The sequence below is a fragment of the Lysobacter sp. OAE881 genome, from assembly GCF_040546665.1.
Lineage (GTDB): Bacteria > Pseudomonadota > Gammaproteobacteria > Xanthomonadales > Xanthomonadaceae > Lysobacter_J > Lysobacter_J soli.
In genome coordinates this window covers 2702827-2722475 of record NZ_JBEPOG010000001.1, presented here as the reverse complement: position 1 = coordinate 2722475, position 19649 = coordinate 2702827, and the positions used below count along the sequence as shown (strand labels likewise).

Here is a 19649-nt window from a genome sequence, read left to right as displayed (position 1 = left end):
GGGAAGGCGCAATCCAGTGTCGCATCGCAACACGGGGCAGCCGTGAAGCGTGTCGGTCAGAGGAACCAGGCCAGCGCGAACAGCCCCAGCATCGCGAAGGCCAGCCCGAGCTTGAGCACGACGCCCAGGACGATGCCGAGCCACGTGCCGAAGCCGACCTTCGTTGCCTTGCGGACCTCGCGGCCGTGAATCAGCTCGCCGGCCAGCGCGCCGAGGAACGGTCCGGTGAACAGTCCGATGGGGCCGAAGAACAGGCCCGCGAAGGTGCCGACCATGGCGCCCGCCACGGCGAGCTTGCTCGCGCCGACCCGCTTGGCACCCATGGCCGTGGCGAAGAAGTCGATGACGACCGACAGGGCGGTCAGCAGCCCGAGCAACACCAGCGGAAACCAGCCGACCTGCTGGAAATTCCCGGCCCAGGCCGCCAGCAACATGCCGGCGAAAACCAGGGGCAGCCCGGGGAGGGCGGGGAGGACCGTGCCGGCGATGCCGACCAGGATCAGAACCCCCGCCAAAACGTACCAAAGCACCTGCAAATCCATATGGTTATACCCCTTCCCGACGTCCACTTTGCACGGATTGCATTTTCACCCACAGCGGGTTACGTTGCGGGCGCTGTGTTTGCCGGTCACCGTGAATCGTGGCCCGATGCGGTTGATCTTCGATCCGCTACATCGTTGCACCTCGCTTCCTCCTTGCAACCAGCACGTGGCACGCCACGTTTTCAACCCGCAACGTTTCAAGGAGTAAGTGCCAATGTCAGGTCGTGAAACTGGTACCGTCAAGTGGTTCAACGATGCGAAGGGCTTCGGCTTCATCAGCCGCGAGAACGGTGAAGATGTGTTCGTGCACTTCCGCGCCATCCAGACGCAGGGCTTCAAGAGCCTGAAGGAAGGCCAGAAGGTCACCTTCACCGTCGTGCAGGGCCAGAAGGGCCTGCAGGCCGACGCCGTCCAGCCGCTCTGATCATCGAGCGCTGCGGTCGCGACCTGATCGCGACAGGCATGAAAAACCCGGCCCCGGCCGGGTTTTTCTTTTTTGCTGCCCGATAGCGAAACGGGACTTGCGCTGAGGGTCGCAATACTCCGACGCGACGCCTACGAAACCCGTCCGGCAATACGATCGAGACATGAAAACGGCCCGCTCGCGCGGGCCGTCTTGTTTTACTTCGGTGACAGGCGCGGGATTTACTGCGCGTGTGCCTTGCCGTCGTAAACACGCACGTACGAACCCTCGCGGACGTTGCCGAGGTCGCGCTGCGTGACCACCGTCGTGCGACCGTCGTTCATGCGCACATACACGTTGTACGAAGCGCCGGTGGTGTTCTTCTGGATGGCATTGCCGGCGACCGCGCCACCGACCGCGCCGGCGGCCGTGGCGATGTTCTGATTGCCCTTGCTGCCGCCGGTGTGGCGGGAAATCTCGTGGCCGGCGACCGCGCCGACGATACCGCCGAGCACCGCGCCGGTGGCGCTGGGCGCGCTGCTGCCGGTGGTGACCTGTTCAATGCGGGTCACGGTGCCGCAGTCGTAGCACTGCGCCGGAGCGGTGCTGTAACCGCCGCCGCCGTAGCTGGGCGAAGTGCTGTAGCCCGGCGACGAGGTGGCGCAACCGGCGAGCGCGATGGTGGCGGCAGCGGCGACACCGAGCAGACGGACGTTCTGGATGTTCATGCGCAACTCCTTTCTGGAGGTTGGGATGGCCGGCCGTGTGATCGGCCCGTCACCATGGCGCAGACGCTAGACGCGGCGCGGTGAACTGGCGATCAATGTCGGCAGTTCACGCCACGCTGCTTTCCGGATCGTTCAGTGAGCACCGCGCGAACGCCGGGTAGTCAGCGGAAGTCCTGATGGCATCCCTTGCACGACTCGCCGATGTCCGCGACCGTCGTGCTCACGCCAGCGCAATTGAGCGGCGGACTGGCCAGCGCGGCATCCAGTCGAGCCCGCATGCGACTGGCGTGCTGGGCGAAGCGCTGGTCATCGGCGAGATCGGGGAATGCCGGCTCCAGGTCGTCGGCCATCGTGCGCAAGGCCTTGAGGTTGGGCAGCACGTCGGTGGCGGCGCAGCGGTTCTGCTCGACCTTCTTCTTCAGCTGGTTCAAGTGCCATCCCTGCACGTGCATCACGCTGTCGTGGAAGTGGTCCTTGCGCGCGTCGATCGCGCGCATCGCCATCACCGTGGCAACTACGCCGACCACCAGGCCGAGCAGGAAAAGGAACAGGTAACGCGACGCGTTGCTGCGCGAACCGCTGGGCTGGGTATTCATGCCTGGCCTCCGTTGAAAACCGCGGCACCATAGCACGCGGCCTGCGGGGCTCCCGTGGGCGCGGCGATTACAATGTCGCGATGACGACGTCCCGCGCACCCGAACAGACCATTCCCGAACACGTGCTCGATCCGGCCTGGATGGAGCGCTTCGCCGGGGTGGACCGGCTGTACGGCACGGGCACCGTCGCGCACCTGGCGGGCTGCCGCGTCGCGGTAATCGGTATGGGCGGCGTGGGCTCGTGGGTCGCCGAAGCGCTGGCACGCACGGGCGTGGGGCACCTGACGCTGATCGACGCGGACGACTTGTGCGTGTCCAACACCAATCGCCAACTGCCTGCGCTGGCTGGCCAGTACGGCCGGGTGAAGGTGGAGGCGATGGCCGAACGCAGTCGCGCCATCAATCCGCAGATCACGGTGGAAGCCATCGCCAGTTTCGTCACGCCGACGAACCTGGAGGAAATGCTCGATCGCGGGTTCGACCTGGTGATCGACGCCTGCGACAGCTTCCGCACTAAGGTCGTCATGGCCGCGTGGTGCCGACGCCGCAAGCTGCCGCTGATCGTGGTGGGTTCGGCCGGCGGACGCACCGATGCGACCCTGGTGCGCGTTCGTGATCTGTCGCGGACCGAGCACGATGCGATGCTCGCGCTCGTGCGCAAGAAGCTGCGCAGCGAGTTCAATTTTCCGAAGAATGCCGATCGCTACTTCGGCATCTCGGCGATCTACTCGCTGGAGAACGTGAAGTACCCGCAGCCCGACGGCACGGTCTGCGGCATTCGTCCGCAGGTATCGGGCGATGCAGCGCTGAAGCTCGATTGCGGCGCGGGCCTCGGCGCGGCCACGCACATCACCGGGACGTTCGCCTTCGCGGCCGTCGGGCGCGCGCTGGAACTGCTCCTCAAGCGAAAGGGTGCGGCGAAAGCCTAGGCGAGGCCGAACAGACGCTCGGCGTTCGCGGTAGTCGCCTGCGCCACCGCGTCCGGATCGACCCCGCGCAGGTCGGCGATCGTATGCAGCACGCGCGTCATGTGCGCCGGTTCGTTGCGCTGGCCCCGGTTGTCGGCATCGGGCTGGTCAGGCGCGTCGGTTTCGAGCACCAGGAATTCCAGCGGCATGCTGGCTGCAAGCATGCGCAGGCGATTGGCGCGTTCGTAGGTCACCGGCCCGCCGAGGCCTAGCAGGAATCCCTGCTTCCACAGCTGCTGCGCCTGTTCCTGGCTGCCCGAGAAACTGTGCACCACCCCACGCAGGCCGCCGATGCGACGGATGGAAGCGATCACCGCATCCACCGCGCGACGCGCGTGCACGACGACGGGCAGGTCGAATTCGCGCGCGATCTTCAACTGGCCGTCGAAGAAATGCTGCTGACGCTCCGGGTCCAGTCCTTCGACGAAGTAGTCCAGTCCGCATTCGCCGATGGCAACAGGGCGTTCGCGTTCGACCCAGTCGCGCAGTTCGTCCAGGTGCGCGTCCCGATGGCGATCGAGCAGCAGCGGATGCAGGCCGTAGGCGGCGTACAGGTCGTCGTCTTTCGCGCACACATCGCGCAGCTTCGGCCACGTCGCGGCGTCGATCGCCGGCACGATCTGCCGGGTAACGCCCGCCTCGCGCGCGCGCGCGATCACCTCATCGCGATCGCGGTCGAACTCGTCGACGTCGAGATGGCAATGGGTGTCGACGAGCCGATGCACGGCGTCAGCGCTGCGCCGGCGGGGGCAGGGGATCCTTGCGCTTCTTCCAGCTGGCCAGCAGCAGCGTGCCCATGCCGAGCAGCAGTTCGTCGGCCAACGGAATGAAGTCCGGGATCAGGAGGTCGGCGAAGAACAGCGCCGCCGTGACCAGGAACAGCCGCGGGAAGCTGAGGCGGGACAGGAAGCCGAGGATCGGAGCGGTAATTGGGGAAGGCATGGCAGATCCGATATGACCGTGGTCCCAGAGACGCCAACAAGCGTGCCTAAACCAGTTCACAGTTTCGACAGCTTGATGTTAAAAAATCGGCGGCCGTTCAGGTTCCCAGTGCTCGAATGGCGCCATCCAACAACGCGGGCAAGCCCCGCCGCAGAGGCCCTGAGATGAACAAGAACATCCTCGCCGTTGCCCTGGCTTCGCTGCTCGTCGGCGGTGTCGCAGTGGCCGCATTCAACAGCTTCAGCAACAAGGGCACGGCTCCGGCGGCCTCGGCCGACGGCCAGCTGCTTCCGGGCCAGGACGGCGATACCGCCGCCAATGGGGCCATCGACGCAAACAAGGTGGAGTACGCCGACGTCACCAACGTAAAGTCGATCACCGAGAAGGAAAAGCTGTACGCAACGGTGATCGGGTCCGACGCCATCCGCGAGACCAGCACCACCTCCACGCCGCGCGAAGTCTGCGAGGACGTGGTCGTGCAGGAACGCGCCCCGGAACGCGACGGCAACGTCGGCGGCACCGTGGCCGGTGCGGTGATCGGTGGCCTGCTCGGCAACCAGGTCGGCGGCGGCAACGGCAAGAAGGCCGCGACCGTCGGCGGCGCGGTGGCCGGTGGCTTCATCGGCAACCAGATCGACAAGCGTCACGTCGGCGGCAAGGTCACCAGCCGCACCGAGCGCCAGTGCCACACCGTGTCCTCGACGTCCGAATCCTCGCGCGTGGTCGGCTACAACGTGACCTACCGCAACCCGGACGGCACCACTGGCACGATGCGCACCGACAGCAAGCCGGGCAGCCGCATCCTGCTGGGCGACGAGGACAAGGTCGTCGGCTACGACGTGACCTACCGCTACAACGGCGCCGAGCAGACCATCCGCATGGACGAGCGCCCCGTCGCCGGTCGCCTGCCGGTCATCGACGGGCAGGTCGTCACGCAGACGGCGTCCGCTTCGGCCCCGACGCGCGGCTGATCACGGCAACTCGTAGCGCTAACATCCCAGGCAGTATCCCGCGGGGCCGGAGCGATCCGGCCCCGTTCTTGTTGCGCGAAAAGAAAACCCCGTCGCTGCAAGCGTTTACGCGGCCTTACCCCGGCTCCGGGGCGCCCGTACAATGGCGGTCTTCCCTCAAGTCGAGTGCGCCATGGCCCTGCATCCGTACGACCTTTACGACGTCCGCTCGCTCCTCACCGAAGAAGAGCGCGCCGTACAGGACACGGTGGCCCGGTTCACCGATGAACGCGTCATCCCGATCATCGGCGACGCGTTCGACCAGGGGCGCTTTCCGAAGGAGCTGGTCGGCGAGATCGCCGAACTCGGCCTGCTGGGTTCCTCGCTGCCCGAGAAGTACGGTTGCGCCGGCCTCAACGCCGTCAGCTACGGCCTGATCTGCCAGGAGCTGGAACGCGGCGACAGCGGCATCCGCAGCTTCGTCAGCGTGCAGTCGTCGCTGTGCATGTACCCGATCTATGCCTACGGCAGTGAAGAGCAGCGCCAGCGCTGGCTGCCGGACATGGCCGCCGGCAAGGTCATCGGCTGCTTCGGCTTGACCGAGCCGCACGGCGGTTCCGACCCGGCCAACATGAAGACCAACGCGCGCCGCGACGGCGGCGACTGGATCCTCAACGGCTCCAAGATGTGGATCACCAACGGCAACCTGGCCGACATCGCCATCGTCTGGGCGCAGACGGATGAGGGCATCCAGGGCTTCATCGTCGAGAAGGGCATGCCCGGTTTCGCCGCGCAGGAAATCAAGCACAAGATGAGCCTGCGCGCGTCGGTCACCAGCTCGCTGTTCTTCGACAACGTGCGCGTGCCGGACAGCAACCGCCTGCCGAACGTGAAGGGTCTCAAGGGTCCGCTGGGATGCCTGACGCAGGCGCGCTACGGCATCACCTGGGGACCGATCGGCGCGGCCATCGCGTGCCTGGACGAGGCGCTGAACTATACGAAGGAACGCATCCTGTTCGACCGCCCCGTCGCGGCGACGCAGAGCGCGCAGATCAAGATGGCCGAGATGGCGCGTCGCATCACGCTCGCGCAACTGCTGGTCGTGCAGCTGGGTCGCCTGAAGGACGCGGGCACGATGCAGCCGGCGCAGGTTTCGCTGGCGAAGTGGAACAACTGCCGCATGGCCATCGATATCGCGCGCGAATGCCGCGACCTGCTCGGCGGCGCGGGCATCACCACCGAGCACGCCGCGATCCGCCACGCGCTGAACCTCGAATCGGTCATCACCTACGAAGGCACGGAAACCGTGCACCAACTGGTGATCGGTCGCGAGCTCACCGGCATCAACGCGTTCTGATCCGGAGCCGGCGATGCAGCTGGGTCCGACACTGGAAACGCAACGCCTGATCCTCCGCCGCCGCAGGCGGAGGATTTCGAGGCATGGGCCGCCTTCAAGGCCGACGAAGAAACCTGCCGCCACATCGGCGGCACCGAACCGCGCCCGGCCGCGTGGCGCAGCTTCGCGGCGATGATCGGCGTCTGGCACCTCAAGGGCTTCGCGATGTTCTCGGTGATCGAGAAGGCGACCGGCGACTGGGTCGGGCGCGTCGGCCCATGGCAGCCGGAAGGCTGGCCCGGCACGGAAGTGGGCTGGAGCATCGTGCGCGATCGCTGGGGCCGCGGTTATGGGCCCGAAGCGGCGGTCGCGACGATCGACTGGGCGTTCGACACGCTCGGCTGGAGCGAGGTGATCCACACCATCGACCCTGAAAATGTGAATTCGAAGGCCGTCGCCGCCAAGCTCGGCTCGAGGCTGCAGCGCATGGGTCGCCTGCCGGCGCCGTTCGACACGAAGGACATCGAGATCTGGGGCCAGTCGCGCGAGGAGTGGTTCGCGCGGCGCGAACGCGAAGGACTGAAGCGATGATCACTGTTTACGGCTATTCGAGCTCCGGAAACTGCCACAAGTTGCGCCTGCTGCTCACGCAGCTCGAACGCGAGTTCAAGTGGGTCGAGGTCGACAGCACCGCCGGGGCGACGCGCACGCCCGAGTACCTGGCGAAGAATCCCAACGGCAAGGTGCCGATGATCGAAACCGACGATGGTCGCATCCTGACCGAGTCGAACGCGATCCTGTGCTGGCTGGCCGAAGGCACGCCGTTCTGGGCGGGCGACGCGTTCGCGCGCGCGCAGGTGCTGAGCTGGCTGTTCTTCGAGCAGTACAGCCATGAGCCGTACGTCGCCGTAGCGCGTTTCATCCGCGGCTGGACGCAGCTGGATTCGCCGCGTCGCGCCTCGCTGCCGCAGCTGCGCGAGCGCGGCAACCAGGCGCTGGCCGTGATGGAACAGCACCTCAAGTCGCACGAGTGGTTCAACGGCGACGCCTACGGCATCGCCGACATCGCGCTGTTCGCCTACACCGCCGTCGCCGATGAAGGCGGCTTCGACCTGTCGGCATTCCCGGCCGTGCAGGCGTGGATCGAACGCGTGCGCCAGACGCCGCATTTCGTCGCGATGCCGGCGCCGCCGGTGGAAGTCCTGTCGCGACTCGCGCTGCCGGACTGACATCGGCATCGCTCAGAACCTCACGCATTCGCCCGCGCATTCCCCCGATGCGGGCTCCTGGAACCGACCATGTCCCTGATCCCCAATCCCATCCCCGCGCGCATGAAAGGCCTCAACCGGGCCGAGATCTGCGACGTCAACTTCGTCGAATTCGTGAAGGCGTGGGACGGCCGCGTCAACGCGCGTCCTTCCGCCGATGCGCCGATCCTGGACGGCAGCGAACTCAACGCGCAGGGCTTCCGCGAGCTCTTCGAATCGCAGCTCATCAGTCGACACCTGGACCTGATGGCGCGCGTGCTGCGCGTGCAGAACAAGGTCTTCTACACCATCGGATCCAGCGGTCACGAAGGCAACGCAATGGTCGCGCGCCTCACGCGCCACACCGATCCGGCGTTCCTGCATTACCGCTCCGGCGGCTTCATGGCCGAACGCTTCCGCAAGCTGCCCGGCATGGATCCGGTGATGGATTCGGCGCTGAGTTTCGCCGCGAGCGCGGAAGATCCCGCGTCCGGTGGCCGCCACAAGGTGTGGGGCAGCAAGCCGTTGTGGGTGCTGCCGCAGACTTCGACCATCGCCTCGCACCTGCCCAAGGCGCTCGGCACGGCCGTCGCGATCGAGGCCGCCAAGCGCCTGAATCATGCGTTGCCGATCCCCAGCGACAGCATCGCGATCTGCTCCTTCGGCGACGCATCGGCCAATCACGCTACGGCGCAGACGGCCTTCAACGCCGCGGCCTGGACCGCCTACCAGAAGCTGCCCGCGCCGGTGCTGTTCGTGTGCGAGGACAACGGCATCGGCATCTCGGTGAAGACGCCGGGCGGGTGGATCGCCAACCGCTTCCGCAACATGGACGGGCTCGATTACTTCGCCGCCGACGGTCTCGATCTCGCCAGCGGTTATGCCGACGTGCAACGCGCCGTCGAACACTGCCGCACGACGCGTCGCCCGACGTTCCTGCACCTGCGCACCACGCGCATCATGGGACACGCGGGCACCGATTTCGAAATCGAATGGCGTTCGATCGAGGAGCTGTGCGCCGTCGAGGCCACCGATCCGCTGCTGCGCTCGGCCGCCATCGCGCTCGAATCGGGCCTGATGTCGAAGGACGACGTGCTCGCCCTCTACGAGGCCACGCGCAAGCGGTGCTTCGCCGCGGCGGAGGAAGCCGATCGTCGGCCGAAGATCGAGACGCTTGAGCACGTCATCGCGCCGCTTGCGCCGTACACGCCCGCGAAAGTGGAGGCCGAGGCGAAGCGCGCCGACTATGCGGAGCGTCGCCTGGACGTGTTCGGTGGGGAAGCGAAGCTGCCGGAAAACCAGCCGCCGCGCCATCTCGCGATCCAGATCAACAATGCGCTGCACGACATCTTTGCCAAGTACCCCGACACGCTGCTGTTCGGTGAGGACGTCGCGCAGAAGGGCGGTGTCTACACGGTGACCAAGGGCCTGCAGAAGGCGTTCGGCGCGCGTCGCGTGTTCAACACGCTGCTCGACGAGACGATGATCCTCGGCATGGCGCAGGGCTTCGCCAACGTCGGCATGCTGCCGATTCCGGAGATCCAGTACCTCGCGTACTTCCACAACGCCTGCGACCAGATCCGCGGCGAAGCGGCGTCGCTGCAGTTCTTCAGCAACAACCAGTACGCCAATCCGATGGTCGTGCGTATCGCCGGTCTCGGTTACCAGCGCGGGTTCGGCGGGCATTTCCACAACGACAACTCGATCACCGCGTTGCGCGATATTCCCGGTCTCGTCGTTGGTTGCCCCTCGCGTGGCGACGATGCAGCCATGATGCTGCGCACGCTGACAGCGCTGGCGAAGGTGGACGGACGCGTGAGCGTGTTCCTCGAACCGATCGCGCTGTACATGACCAAGGATCTGTACGAACCCGGTGACGGCCAGTGGCTCACGTCGTACCCCAAGCCCGACGAGGCGATGACCCTCGGCGAAGGCCGCGTCTACGGCGAAGGCAATGACGACCTGGTGATCTTCACCTACGGCAACGGCGTGCCGATGAGCCTGCGCGCCGCGCGCACGATCGAGAGCAGGCACGGCTGGAAGGCGCGCGTCGTCGACCTGCGCTGGCTCGTGCCGCTCAACGCCGAGTACATCCGCGCGCAGGCGAAAACGGCCAGGCGCATCCTCATCGTCGACGAAGGCCGTCAGAGTGCGGGCGTGGGCGAGGGCGTGCTGACCGCGATCGCGGAAGGCGGCTATGGCGCGCGTCCGTTCCAGCGCGTGGTCGGCGTGGATACGTACACGCCGCTGGCGGGTGCCGCATTCCTGGTGATTCCGTCCGACGACGACATCGTCGCCGCCGCCGATCGCCTGGCCTGACGCATGTGCGGACTGGCCGGCCTGCTGCGCCCGACGGCGGACCTCGACGCCGCGCGACTCGACGCGCTCGCCGGTGCGATGGGCGATGCGCTGGAGCATCGCGGCCCCGATGACCGCGGCGTGTGGGTCGACGACACGACCGGTATCGCGCTCGCGCATCGACGACTGAGCATCCTCGATCTGTCGCCGCTCGGCCATCAGCCGATGGCGTCGGAGGACCACCGCTACGTCGTCGTCTACAACGGCGAGATCTACAACTTCGCCGAACTGCGCGAAGTGCTGGTCGCGCGCGGCCATGTCTTCCGCGGCCATTCCGATACCGAGGTGCTGCTCGCCGCGGTGATGGAGTGGGGCGTCGAGGACGCCGTGTCGCGCTGCAATGGCATGTTCGCCATCGCGCTGTGGGATCGCCAGGAGCGTTGCCTGTGGCTCGCGCGCGACCGCGTCGGCAAGAAGCCGCTGTATTACGGCTGGGCGGGCGGCACGTTCGTGTTCGGCTCCGAACTGAAAGCGCTGTGGCGGCATCCGGACTTCGACAACGGCGTGGATCCGGATGCGCTCGCGCTGCTGCTGCGGCTGGACTACATCCCGGCGCCGCACGCGATCCACGTCGACACCTTCAAGCTGCTGCCGGGTTCGCTGTTGCGCATCGATGCGGCGACGGTCGCGGGCGGTCCACGCGCACACGATCCGCATCGCGATCAGCGCCGCTACTGGGAGCCGCGCGAGCGCATGCATGCCGCGCTGGCGCAACCGTTCAACGGCGATGTCCTGGAGGCGGAGAACCGTCTCGACGACCTGCTGCGCGATGCGGTGTCGCTGCGGATGGTCGCCGACGTGCCGGTGGGCGTGTTCCTGTCCGGCGGCACCGATTCCTCCATCGTGACGGCGTTGATGCAGACGCAGAGCCGGCATCCGGTGCGCACGTTCACGATCGGGTTCGAACGCTCGCACCACGACGAGGCCCACCTCGCGCGCGAAGTCGCCGAGCACCTGCACACGCAGCACACCGAGCTGTACGTCAGCGGCGCCGATGCGCTCGGCGTCGTGCCGACGCTGCCGGCGATGTTCGATGAACCGTTCGCCGATGCCTCGCAGGTGCCCACCGCGCTGGTCGCGCGGCTGGCGCGCACGGCGGTGACGGTCGCGCTCTCGGGTGACGGCGGCGACGAACTCTTTTTCGGCTACAAGCGCTACGAACGCGCGCTGCGCAATTGGCGCTGGCACAGCCGCGTGCCCGGCTTCCTGCGGCACGCATTGGCGGGCAGTGCGAAGACGCACGGCGAAGCGTCGCGCACGGGCGGCTTCGCGGCGCTCGCGGCGGAAATGGGCGCTCGCGGCATCGGCGATGTCTACCGCCAGCGCGTGATGCGCTGGCGCGACCCGGTAGCCGTCGTTCCCGGCGCGAAGCTGCCGGACACCTTCTACGACCAGCCCGACCCGTTGCGTGGCGCGGGCACGCCGGCCGACGCGATGATGCTCGCGGACTTCAGCGTCTACCTGCCCGAAGACCTGCTGTGCAAGGTCGATCGCACCAGCATGGCGGTGAGCCTGGAAGCGAGGGCGCCGCTACTGGACTGGCGCGTGGCCGAGTTCGCGTGGTCGCTGCCGCTGGACTTCAAGCGGCATCCGTCCGGCAACAAGCACCTGCTCAAGCGCGTGCTGCGGCGCTACCTGCCGGACTCGATGGTCGATCGCGGCAAGCGCGGCTTCGGTGCGCCGGTGAGCGACTGGCTCAAGGGCGATCTGCGCGAGTGGGCTGGGGCATTGCTCGATCCCGCGCGCCTGCGGGCCGAAGGGCATCTCGATGCCGATGCGGTGGACGCGCTCTGGCAGCAGTTCCTCGGCGGCGAACGCAAGTGGCACACGCATCTGTGGAACGTGCTGATGTTCCAGGCGTGGCACGAGCATTGGCAGTCGCAGCGCAGCGCCGTTCGCGCGATCTGAGGCAAGGCGCGGCTCAGCGCGCCAGTCCGTCGCGCAGCGGTTCTTCCGCGACGGGCGCGCCGTCGACGTCGAGCGAGGCGGCTTCGCGTTCGAGCGGCATTACCGCGAGCGCGAGATGGCGCGCGCCGTCGGTGCCGGCAGCCACCAGCTTTCCCATCGCGACGGATCCGGCCGTTACCTCGTGGCCCGGTTCCAGCGCAGCGTCGGCGCCGAGCAGCACGAGCCCACGCTTTGCCTGCCCGAGGAAGTGCGTGCGCGCGACGATCTCCTGCCCGGGATAGCAGCCCTTCTTCACGCTGTACGCACGCAGGCGATCAAGCGACAGCTGCTGCGGCGTCCAGTGCTCGACCTGTGACGCCGGCAGGCGCGGCAGGCCGTGTTGCAAGTCGAGCGCATGCCAGCGCGTCGCTGCTGCGTCATCCTGCGGCGCTGGCGTTCCCGCCAGACGCAAGGTGCGCGGTGCGTCGGCGGAACCGGCATCCAGCTCGAAGCCCGCCTCCTCGTCGCCGGTGAAATCCGCGCCGGACGCGGCCGAGGGTGCACCGAAGCGGCCGCTGGCATGGAGGTCGTCGCGGAACTGGATACGGACCTTGCTGCGGAACACGAAACGCTGCAGCGCGGTCGCCATCGCCGCCGCGTCCGCATCGGGGAGCACCAGCCAGATGGCCTCATCGGACCGCTTGAGCAAAGCGAACAGCGCGATCACGCGACCTTTGGGCGTCAGCCAACCGCTCCATTGCCACCGGCCGGGTTCCAGCAGGGCGACGTCGTTCATGAACTGCGCCTGCGCGAAGGCGGCCGCATCGCGACCTTCCAGCGTGATCAGGGCATGGCCGGGCAGGGCGAAATAGCGGTCTGCCGCGGGCTGCGGGTTGTCATCCATGGGGGCGGGACTTAACATTTGACGCCGTGATGATAGGCCAAACCCCTCCCGGCACACTGCCGCCGCCTCCGGAACCGGAGCCGTCCACGGACGACACGCAGGCAAAGGAACACGGCGGGCGCGAAGGTCCGGAACCGACCCGTTACGGGGATTGGGAAAAGAACGGACGCTGCATCGACTTCTGACGCGACATTCCCCCCGCTTCCATCACGCATCACCGCTGCACACGCCTTCCTGCCACGCGGCATCGCCGCCCAGCCGAGAGACCGCCACGCTCATGGCGAACGAACCACGCGTCCGCGAACGTCCCCTGTCACCCCACCTCCAGGTCTATCGCTGGCAGGTGCAGATGGTGACTTCGATCCTCCACCGCGCGACCGGCATCGTCCTCGTCGTGGGCAGCCTCATCGTCACGTGGGGCCTGCTCGCGCTGGCGGCCGGTCCGGAATCCTGGTCGACCTTCACCGCCTTCAACCGCTCGGCGATCGGGTTCCTGATCCTGTTCGGCTGGAGCTGGTCGCTGGCCTACCACCTGCTCAACGGCATCCGCCACCTGGTGCAGGACGCCGGCTACGCCTACAGGATCGAATCCTTCGTGCGCAACAGCTGGTTCTCGATCTTCGGCAGCCTGGTGCTGACGGTGCTGATCTGGGTCGTCGCGATGATGCAGCGGGGTGCCGCATGATCAAGCCGCACAAGCCCCACCTGCGCAATCCGCTGAAGAACGCGCGCGGCCTCGGCTCGGCGAAGGACGGCACGGGCCACTTCATCGTCCAGCGCGTCACCGCGATCGCGCTGATCTTCCTGGCGATCTACGCCCTCGGCCTGATCATCTCGATGATCGGCGACGACTACGCGACCGTGCGCGCCACCGTGGCCCATCCGTGCCACGCCATCCTGCTGACCGCCTTCAGCATCGCCACCTTCTGGCACGCCAAGCTCGGCGTGCAGGTGATCATCGAGGATTACGTGCACACGCCGTTCTCCGCGACCGCGCTGCACCTTCTGAACATCTTCGTGTGCGCACTCGCCGGCATCGCCAGCGTGCTCGCCATCGTCCGCATCGCGCTGGGAGCCTGACGCCGTGCCCGCTTACAAGATCCACGAACACACCTTCGACATGGTGGTCGTCGGTGCCGGCGGCGCCGGCCTGCGCGCCACCTTCGGCCTGGCCCAGAAGGGCCTGAAGACGGCCTGCATCACCAAGGTCTTCCCGACGCGCTCGCACACCGTGGCCGCGCAGGGCGGCGTCGCTGCCGCGCTGGCGAACATGGGCGAGGACGACTGGCGCTACCACTTCTTCGACACCGTGAAGGGTTCGGACTGGCTGGGCGACCAGGACGCCATCGAGTACATGTGCCGCGAGGCCATCCCGGCGATCATCGAACTGGAACACTACGGCGTTCCGTTCTCGCGCACCGACGACGGCAAGATCTACCAGCGTCCGTTCGGCGGCATGACCACGCGTTATGGCGAAGGTCCGCCGGCGCAGCGCACCTGCGCCGCGGCTGACCGTACCGGCCACGCGATCCTGCACACGCTGTACCAGCAGTCGCTTGCGCACGACGCGCAGTTCTTCATCGAGTACTTCGCGCTCGACCTGATCATGGACGCCAACGGCGCCTGCCGCGGCGTGCTCGCGCTCGACATGGCCGAAGGCACGCTGCACCTGTTCAAGGCGCAGGGCACGGTGCTGGCCACCGGCGGCTACGGTCGCGCGTACTTCTCCGCGACCTCGGCCCATACCTGCACCGGCGACGGCGGCGGCATGGTGCTGCGCGCCGGCCTGTCGATGCAGGACATGGAATTCGTGCAGTTCCACCCGACCGGCATCTACGGCGCGGGCTGCCTGATCACCGAAGGCGTGCGCGGCGAAGGCGGCATCCTGCGCAACAGCAACGGCGAGCGCTTCATGGAGCGCTACGCGCCGAGCGTGAAGGACCTCGCCCCGCGTGACATGGTCAGCCGAGCGATGACGATGGAAATCCGCGAAGGCCGCGGCGTCGGCGACCACAAGGACCACATCCTGCTCGACCTGACGCACCTGGGGCCGGAAGTGATCCACGAGAAGCTGCCGGGCATCGCCGAGTCGGCGCGCATCTTCGCCAACGTGGACGTTGAAAAGCAGCCGATCCCGGTGATCCCGACCGTGCACTACAACATGGGCGGCATCCCGACCAACTACCACGGCGAAGTCGTGCAGTTGAAGAACGGCAACCCGGACGAAGTCGTCCCGGGCCTGTACGCCATCGGCGAAGCGGCGTGCGTTTCGGTCCACGGCGCCAACCGCCTGGGTTCGAACTCGCTGCTCGACCTGGTCGTGTTCGGCCGCGCCGTCGCCAACCGTGCGGCGGAAACGGTCAAGCGCGACGGCAAGCAGGCGACGCTCGCCTCCGACGCCTGCGACCAGGCGCTCGCCCGTCTGGACAAGCTGCGCAACGCCAACGGCGGCACGCCGACGGCGGTCATCCGCGACAAGATGCAGCGCACGATGCAGGCCGACGCGGCGGTGTTCCGCACCGGCGACACGCTGCGCGACGGCGTGACGAAGATGCGCGAGATCCATGCGTCCTTCGCCGACGTGAAGGTGAGCGACCGTTCGCTGATCTGGAACTCGGACCTGATCGAGACCTACGAGCTGTCGAACCTGCTCGACCAGGCGCTGGTGACGATCGTTTCTGCGGAAAACCGTACCGAGTCGCGCGGCGCGCATGCCCGCGAGGACTTCCCGGATCGCGACGACGCCAACTGGCAGAAGCACACGCTGTGCTCGGTCAACGAGCGTGGCGAAACCAGCATCGACTACCGCCCGGTGCACATGTACACGTTGAGCGACGACGTGTCCGTGGTGCCGCCGAAGAAGCGCGTGTACTGACCGGAGCGAGACCGTGGCCGAATTTACCCTCCCGAAGAACTCGCAGATCCAGAAGGGCCGCCACTGGCCGGCGCAGGGCGCCAGGCAGGCGCGCACCTTCAAGGTCTACCGCTGGAATCCCGACGACGGCATGAACCCGCGCGTGGACACCTACGAGGTGGACATGGCGACGTGCGGTCCGATGGTTCTGGACGCGCTGATCAAGATCAAGAACGAGATCGATCCGACGCTGACGTTCCGCCGCTCCTGCCGCGAAGGCATCTGCGGTTCGTGCGCCATGAACATCGACGGCACGAACACGCTGGCCTGCACCAAGGCCATCGAGGACTGCAGCGCGGGCGAAGTGCCGATCTACCCGCTGCCGCACATGCCGGTGGTGAAGGACCTCGTGCCGGACCTGACGCACTTCTACGCGCAGTACGCGTCGATCCGTCCGTGGCTGCGCACGCAGAGCCCGTCGCCCTCCGACCGTGAGCGCCTGCAGTCGCCGGAAGACCGCAAGAAGCTCGACGGCCTGTACGAGTGCATCCTGTGCGCGTGCTGCTCGACCAGCTGCCCGAGCTACTGGTGGAACGGCGACCGCTACCTCGGTCCCGCGATCCTGCTGCAGGCCTATCGCTGGATCGTCGACTCGCGCGACGAAGACACCGGCGAGCGCCTGGACGACCTGGAAGACCCGTTCAAGCTGTACCGCTGCCACACCATCATGAACCTGCGCCCGCACCTGCCCGAAGGGACTGAACCCGGCGCGGGCCATCGGCGAGATCAAGAAGCTGATGCTGGCGCGCCGCGCCTGATCGCGGCCGCGGTGAAGTCGATACGGAAGAAGGCGCACGCAAGTGCGCCTTTTTTCCAGGGAGCGATGGGGGTGAAAGGATGGATGCAAAACTGATCTTCATGCCCGCGGTGGCGATGGTGGCGCTGACCTTCGTGGTGTGGTGGCGCATGTATGTGGTGCGCATCGGCCAGATGAAGCGCGAGCGCATCCACCCGCAGGCGGTCGCGACGTCGGCGCAGTCTTCGGCGCGTCTGACCGACAGCTGCGCCGCGGACAACTTCCGCAACCTGTTCGAACTGCCAGTGCTGTTCTACGTGGCGCTCGTGGTGGCTGCGATGACGGGGCAGGTGAATGCAACGACGATCGCACTCGCATGGGCGTTCGTCCTGCTGCGCATCGTGCACAGCGCGATCCACTGCACCTACAACAAGGTCATGCACCGGTTCTATGCGTACGTCGCCGGCGGCATGGCGCTGTGGCTGCTGTGGGGCGCGATCGCAGTGGGCTGGTGGCGCACGTGAGCGAGGAACTGGAGCGCGAACTCAGCCGCCTGCGCTGGCGCAGCCGACGCGGCATGAGGGAACTCGACCGCCTTTTCGAGCGATATCTCGACCGTGCGTGGCGGCAAGCTCCGGCATCGGAAAGGGCGGTTTTCCTACGCTTGCTGGAAATCGAGGACGATAAGCTCTGGCACTGGTTCATGGGACACGAAACGCCCGCCGATGCCGAACTCGCGCAGCTTGTCGACTCCATCCGCGCCTTGCCGCCTTGAGTGGCGGCCCTCGCGCTGGCTCACCTTGGCGCTGCTCGCGCTGGGTGTAATGGGGGCTCTGAGCGTCCTCGCCAGCGAGATGCCGCTCCTGTTCTCGATACCGCTGGCACTGCTTTCGACGGGGCGGGGTGGACACTTGGCGTCGCGCGAATCCTCGCGCCGGAATCGCACGATCGTGATCGCCGCCGATGGCCGGGCCATGCTGGACGGCGCGGAGGTCTCCGACTTGCGCGTGCACTGGCGCGGCCCATGGGCATTTGCCCGTTTTCGCGACGCAGGCGGGCGGCCGGGGAGGCTGGCCTGGTGGCCTGACACGTTGCCGGCGCGGGATCGCCGTGAACTGCGGCTGGCCATTCCGGTCATAGAGGCTGCGCATTCACGGCCTCCAATGGCATCCTAGCCCGCTATGTTCAAACCCATCCCAGTAGCCATCGGCCTGCGCTACCTGCGCGCCAAACGCCGAAACGGCTTCATCTCCTTCATTTCCCTGGCCTCCATCGCGGGCATCGCGCTCGGCGTTACGGCGCTGATCACCACGCTTGCGGTGATGAGCGGCTTCCAGCGCGAAATCCGCGACCGCATGTTGCAGATGGCCGCACACGCGACCGTCAGCGCCTACGGCGAACCGCTCACGGACTGGCAGACCGCCGTGAACCAGGCCATCGCCGACAAGCGCGTGGCGGGCGCGGCGCCGTACATCGAAAAGGAAGCGTTGCTGTCCGGCGCGCGCAACCAGCCGGCGATGGTCCGCGGCGTGGTGCCGGACCAGGAGGGCAAGGTGTCCGTCCTGGCTGACAAGATGGTGCAGGGCAAGCTCGACTCGCTCGCACCCGGCAGCTTTAACATCGTGCTCGGCAAAGAGCTGGCGCTGTGGCTCGGCGTCGGCATCGGCGACAGCGTGGTGATGACCACCACCGATTTCCGCAGCACGCCGCTGGGCGCGGTGCCGCAACTCAAGCGCTTCACCGTCAGCGGCATCTTCGAGGCCGGCTACAACGATTTCGACAAGGGCCTCGCGGTCGCCAACATGCATGACATGCAGCGCCTGCTGCGCATGGGCGAGGGCGTTACGGGCGTGCGCCTGCGCCTGCACGACATGGACCAGGCCTGGGACGTCGCGCGCGACCTTGCCGTCTCGCTGGGCGGCCCATTCCGCGTCAGCGACTGGACGAGCGAGAACGCCAACATGTTCCGCGCGCTGAAGATGGAAAAAACCATCATGGCGATCCTACTGTCGCTGATCATCGCCATGGGCGCGTTCAACCTGGTCAGCTCGCAGGTCATGCTCGTCACCGACAAGCAGGCCGACATCGCGATCCTCCGCACGCTCGGCCTCACGCCACGCGGTGTCATGCAGGTCTTCGTGGTGCAGGGCACGCTAATCGGCGTGATCGGCACGGTCATCGGCGTCATCGGCGGCATCGTGCTGACGCTCAACCTGGAACACATCCTCAAGGCCATCGAGGCCGTGCTCGGCGTGCAGTTGCTGCCGGAGGATGTCTACTACATCACCGGCTTGCCGACCGACCTGCAATCCAGCGACGTGATGATCATCGCCGCCGTCGCGCTCATCATGGCATTCCTCGCCACCATCTACCCAGCATGGCGCGCCGCGCGCACGGCCCCGGCGGAGGCGCTGCGCTATGAGTGATCCGATGCAGAAGAAGCACCAGGGCGAGGCGATCCGTGCCGAAGACCTCGCCATGACCTACGCCGAAGGCAAGCTGCGCACGCCGGTGTTCGAAGGGCTGGACCTCGCCGTGCAATCGGGCGAGACCGTCGCGATCCTCGGGGCCTCCGGCGCCGGCAAGAGCACGCTGCTGCATCTGCTCGGTGGTCTCGATACGCCGACCTCGGGCGAGGTCTTCGTCGCCGGTCAGAAAATGAGCTCGCTGTCCGATGCGGCGCGTGGCGCGTTGCGCAACCAGTCGCTCGGCTTCGTGTACCAGTTCCATCACCTGCTGCCGGAATTCACCGCGCTGGAAAACGTCATGCTGCCGGTGCTGCTCTCCGGCGCGCATGTGCCCGACGCGAACAAGCGCGCGAAGGCGCTGCTGGAATCGGTGGGCTTGGGGCATCGGCTGGACCACAAGCCCGGCGAACTGTCGGGCGGCGAGCGCCAGCGCGCGGCCGTCGCGCGCGCACTGGTAAATCGTCCGGCCTGCGTGCTCGGCGACGAACCGACCGGCAATCTCGACGAGAAGACCGCCGAGACCGTGTTCGAGCTGATGCTCGCGCTCAACCGGGAGCAGCACACTGCATTGGTGCTGGTGACCCACGATCGCCGCCTTGCCCGTCGCCTCGACCGCGTGCTCGAACTGCACGAAGGCAAACTGCGTCAACTGGCCCCGGACGAGGTCTAG

The 19649-nt window shown here is 66.9% G+C and carries 22 protein-coding genes and 2 pseudogenes; 18 read left to right on the top strand and 6 right to left on the bottom strand.

Translation table 11 applies throughout. From position 1 onward, the window contains the following. Window positions 1-56: 56 nt before the first annotated feature. Entirely contained in the window at window positions 57-542 is a 486-nt protein-coding gene (locus ABIE51_RS12605; RefSeq protein ID WP_157030493.1) for a DUF456 domain-containing protein, read from the bottom strand. A 214-nt stretch (window positions 543-756) separates the two neighbouring features. Between ABIE51_RS12605 and ABIE51_RS12600 the strand changes: the two genes are divergently transcribed. Then, window positions 757-966 carry a cold-shock protein gene (locus ABIE51_RS12600; RefSeq protein ID WP_115841680.1) on the top strand — a complete coding sequence of 70 codons (210 nt, stop codon included), beginning with the start codon at window positions 757-759 and terminating at the stop codon, window positions 964-966. Window positions 967-1187: 221 nt separating this feature from the next. Here ABIE51_RS12600 and ABIE51_RS12595 read toward each other — a convergent pair whose 3' ends face one another. Both ABIE51_RS12595 and ABIE51_RS12590 read right to left on the bottom strand, forming a co-directional pair. Then, window positions 1188-1673, bottom strand: coding sequence for a glycine zipper 2TM domain-containing protein (locus ABIE51_RS12595; RefSeq protein WP_115841679.1), 486 nt, complete (start codon window positions 1671-1673; stop codon window positions 1188-1190). 161 nt (window positions 1674-1834) lie between these two features. Then, entirely contained in the window at window positions 1835-2269 is a 435-nt protein-coding gene (locus ABIE51_RS12590; protein ID WP_115841678.1) for a cytochrome c, read from the bottom strand. 80 nt (window positions 2270-2349) lie between these two features. Here ABIE51_RS12590 and ABIE51_RS12585 point away from each other — a divergent pair, with 80 nt between their 5' ends. Next, window positions 2350-3198, top strand: a complete 849-nt coding sequence (locus ABIE51_RS12585; protein ID WP_115841677.1) for a tRNA threonylcarbamoyladenosine dehydratase — start codon at window positions 2350-2352, stop codon at window positions 3196-3198. On the opposite strand, the gene ABIE51_RS12580 is transcribed toward ABIE51_RS12585, so the two are convergent. Together ABIE51_RS12580 and ABIE51_RS12575 are read right to left on the bottom strand one after the other, a co-directional pair. Continuing rightward, complete coding sequence (locus tag ABIE51_RS12580) at window positions 3195-3962, bottom strand: TatD family hydrolase (protein WP_192630982.1); 768 nt, start codon at window positions 3960-3962, stop codon at window positions 3195-3197. The genes ABIE51_RS12585 and ABIE51_RS12580 overlap by 4 nt on opposite strands. Before the next feature lie 4 nt (window positions 3963-3966). Then, window positions 3967-4179, bottom strand: a complete 213-nt coding sequence (locus ABIE51_RS12575; protein ID WP_157030490.1) for a DUF6116 family protein — start codon at window positions 4177-4179, stop codon at window positions 3967-3969. 164 nt (window positions 4180-4343) lie between these two features. Between ABIE51_RS12575 and ABIE51_RS12570 the strand changes: the two genes are divergently transcribed. The 6 genes and pseudogenes from ABIE51_RS12570 (at window position 4344) to asnB (ending at window position 11978) form a co-directional block, all read left to right on the top strand. Then, window positions 4344-5150, top strand: a complete 807-nt coding sequence (locus ABIE51_RS12570; protein WP_157030489.1) for a glycine zipper 2TM domain-containing protein — start codon at window positions 4344-4346, stop codon at window positions 5148-5150. Window positions 5151-5322: 172 nt separating this feature from the next. Further along, the gene (locus tag ABIE51_RS12565) at window positions 5323-6486 is read left to right on the top strand and encodes an acyl-CoA dehydrogenase family protein (protein ID WP_115841673.1); all 1164 of its coding nucleotides are present in this window, start codon (window positions 5323-5325) and stop codon (window positions 6484-6486) included. A gap of 13 nt (window positions 6487-6499) precedes the next feature. Next, a pseudogene (locus ABIE51_RS12560) lies at window positions 6500-7056 on the top strand (GNAT family N-acetyltransferase). After that, the gene (locus ABIE51_RS12555; protein ID WP_115841671.1) at window positions 7053-7694 is read left to right on the top strand and encodes a glutathione S-transferase family protein; all 642 of its coding nucleotides are present in this window, start codon (window positions 7053-7055) and stop codon (window positions 7692-7694) included. Before ABIE51_RS12560 ends, ABIE51_RS12555 begins: the two are co-directional and overlap by 4 nt. 69 nt (window positions 7695-7763) lie before the next feature. Then, entirely contained in the window at window positions 7764-10031 is a 2268-nt protein-coding gene (locus tag ABIE51_RS12550; RefSeq protein WP_192630981.1) for a thiamine pyrophosphate-dependent enzyme, read from the top strand. Between the two features lie 3 nt (window positions 10032-10034). Continuing rightward, window positions 10035-11978, top strand: coding sequence for an asparagine synthase (glutamine-hydrolyzing) (gene asnB / locus ABIE51_RS12545; protein ID WP_192630980.1), 1944 nt, complete (start codon window positions 10035-10037; stop codon window positions 11976-11978). 13 nt (window positions 11979-11991) lie between these two features. On the opposite strand, the gene ygfZ is transcribed toward asnB, so the two are convergent. Continuing rightward, window positions 11992-12861, bottom strand: a complete 870-nt coding sequence (ygfZ, locus tag ABIE51_RS12540) for a CAF17-like 4Fe-4S cluster assembly/insertion protein YgfZ (RefSeq protein ID WP_192630979.1) — start codon at window positions 12859-12861, stop codon at window positions 11992-11994. Between the two features lie 29 nt (window positions 12862-12890). Between ygfZ and ABIE51_RS12535 the strand changes: the two genes are divergently transcribed. From ABIE51_RS12535 to lolD, 10 genes and pseudogenes are all read left to right on the top strand, one after another. Next, window positions 12891-13046 (top strand): DUF1674 domain-containing protein, encoded by a 156-nt coding sequence (locus ABIE51_RS12535; protein WP_115841667.1) that lies wholly within the window; start codon window positions 12891-12893, stop codon window positions 13044-13046. Window positions 13047-13138: 92 nt separating this feature from the next. After that, window positions 13139-13546: a succinate dehydrogenase, cytochrome b556 subunit gene (gene sdhC / locus ABIE51_RS12530; RefSeq protein ID WP_157030484.1), complete on the top strand. Its 408-nt coding sequence runs from the start codon at window positions 13139-13141 to the stop codon at window positions 13544-13546. Then, a complete protein-coding gene (gene sdhD, locus ABIE51_RS12525; protein WP_192630978.1) occupies window positions 13543-13941 on the top strand; it encodes a succinate dehydrogenase, hydrophobic membrane anchor protein in 399 nt (132 codons plus the stop codon). Before sdhC ends, sdhD begins: the two co-directional genes overlap by 4 nt. Window positions 13942-13945: 4 nt before the next feature. Further along, window positions 13946-15736, top strand: a complete 1791-nt coding sequence (sdhA, locus tag ABIE51_RS12520; protein WP_157030483.1) for a succinate dehydrogenase flavoprotein subunit — start codon at window positions 13946-13948, stop codon at window positions 15734-15736. Between the two features lie 13 nt (window positions 15737-15749). Continuing rightward, window positions 15750-16533, top strand: a pseudogene (locus tag ABIE51_RS12515) (succinate dehydrogenase iron-sulfur subunit). Window positions 16534-16612: 79 nt separating this feature from the next. Continuing rightward, entirely contained in the window at window positions 16613-17035 is a 423-nt protein-coding gene (locus tag ABIE51_RS12510) for an MAPEG family protein (RefSeq protein ID WP_192630976.1), read from the top strand. A 53-nt stretch (window positions 17036-17088) separates the two neighbouring features. Beyond that, window positions 17089-17286, top strand: coding sequence for an FAD assembly factor SdhE (locus ABIE51_RS12505; protein WP_253338081.1), 198 nt, complete (start codon window positions 17089-17091; stop codon window positions 17284-17286). Further along, window positions 17237-17686 (top strand): protein YgfX, encoded by a 450-nt coding sequence (locus ABIE51_RS19355; RefSeq protein ID WP_502913292.1) that lies wholly within the window; start codon window positions 17237-17239, stop codon window positions 17684-17686. Before ABIE51_RS12505 ends, ABIE51_RS19355 begins: the two co-directional genes overlap by 50 nt. A gap of 6 nt (window positions 17687-17692) precedes the next feature. After that, window positions 17693-18937: a lipoprotein-releasing ABC transporter permease subunit gene (locus tag ABIE51_RS12500; RefSeq protein WP_192630974.1), complete on the top strand. Its 1245-nt coding sequence runs from the start codon at window positions 17693-17695 to the stop codon at window positions 18935-18937. Window positions 18938-18941: 4 nt separating this feature from the next. Beyond that, window positions 18942-19649, top strand: coding sequence for a lipoprotein-releasing ABC transporter ATP-binding protein LolD (gene lolD / locus ABIE51_RS12495; protein WP_192630973.1), 708 nt, complete (start codon window positions 18942-18944; stop codon window positions 19647-19649).

Excerpts from the sequence above, each read along its gene's own strand:
- sdhD (WP_192630978.1), top strand. The coding sequence starts at position 13,543 with ATGATCAAGCCGCACAAGCCCCACCTGCGCAATCCGCTGAAGAACGCG.
- ABIE51_RS12600 (WP_115841680.1), top strand. The coding sequence starts at position 757 with ATGTCAGGTCGTGAAACTGGTACCGTCAAGTGGTTCAACGATGCGAAG.
- ABIE51_RS19355 (WP_502913292.1), top strand. The coding sequence starts at position 17,237 with ATGCCGAACTCGCGCAGCTTGTCGACTCCATCCGCGCCTTGCCGCCTT.
- ABIE51_RS12575 (WP_157030490.1), bottom strand. The coding sequence starts at position 4,179 with ATGCCTTCCCCAATTACCGCTCCGATCCTCGGCTTCCTGTCCCGCCTC.
- ABIE51_RS12585 (WP_115841677.1), top strand. The coding sequence starts at position 2,350 with ATGACGACGTCCCGCGCACCCGAACAGACCATTCCCGAACACGTGCTC.
- ABIE51_RS12570 (WP_157030489.1), top strand. The coding sequence starts at position 4,344 with ATGAACAAGAACATCCTCGCCGTTGCCCTGGCTTCGCTGCTCGTCGGC.
- ygfZ (WP_192630979.1), bottom strand. The coding sequence starts at position 12,861 with ATGGATGACAACCCGCAGCCCGCGGCAGACCGCTATTTCGCCCTGCCC.
- ABIE51_RS12550 (WP_192630981.1), top strand. The coding sequence starts at position 7,764 with ATGTCCCTGATCCCCAATCCCATCCCCGCGCGCATGAAAGGCCTCAAC.
- asnB (WP_192630980.1), top strand. The coding sequence starts at position 10,035 with ATGTGCGGACTGGCCGGCCTGCTGCGCCCGACGGCGGACCTCGACGCC.
- sdhC (WP_157030484.1), top strand. The coding sequence starts at position 13,139 with ATGGCGAACGAACCACGCGTCCGCGAACGTCCCCTGTCACCCCACCTC.
- ABIE51_RS12535 (WP_115841667.1), top strand. The coding sequence starts at position 12,891 with ATGATAGGCCAAACCCCTCCCGGCACACTGCCGCCGCCTCCGGAACCG.
- ABIE51_RS12555 (WP_115841671.1), top strand. The coding sequence starts at position 7,053 with ATGATCACTGTTTACGGCTATTCGAGCTCCGGAAACTGCCACAAGTTG.
- ABIE51_RS12565 (WP_115841673.1), top strand. The coding sequence starts at position 5,323 with ATGGCCCTGCATCCGTACGACCTTTACGACGTCCGCTCGCTCCTCACC.
- ABIE51_RS12510 (WP_192630976.1), top strand. The coding sequence starts at position 16,613 with ATGGATGCAAAACTGATCTTCATGCCCGCGGTGGCGATGGTGGCGCTG.
- ABIE51_RS12605 (WP_157030493.1), bottom strand. The coding sequence starts at position 542 with ATGGATTTGCAGGTGCTTTGGTACGTTTTGGCGGGGGTTCTGATCCTG.
- lolD (WP_192630973.1), top strand. The coding sequence starts at position 18,942 with ATGCAGAAGAAGCACCAGGGCGAGGCGATCCGTGCCGAAGACCTCGCC.
- ABIE51_RS12500 (WP_192630974.1), top strand. The coding sequence starts at position 17,693 with ATGTTCAAACCCATCCCAGTAGCCATCGGCCTGCGCTACCTGCGCGCC.
- ABIE51_RS12505 (WP_253338081.1), top strand. The coding sequence starts at position 17,089 with ATGAGGGAACTCGACCGCCTTTTCGAGCGATATCTCGACCGTGCGTGG.
- ABIE51_RS12595 (WP_115841679.1), bottom strand. The coding sequence starts at position 1,673 with ATGAACATCCAGAACGTCCGTCTGCTCGGTGTCGCCGCTGCCGCCACC.
- ABIE51_RS12590 (WP_115841678.1), bottom strand. The coding sequence starts at position 2,269 with ATGAATACCCAGCCCAGCGGTTCGCGCAGCAACGCGTCGCGTTACCTG.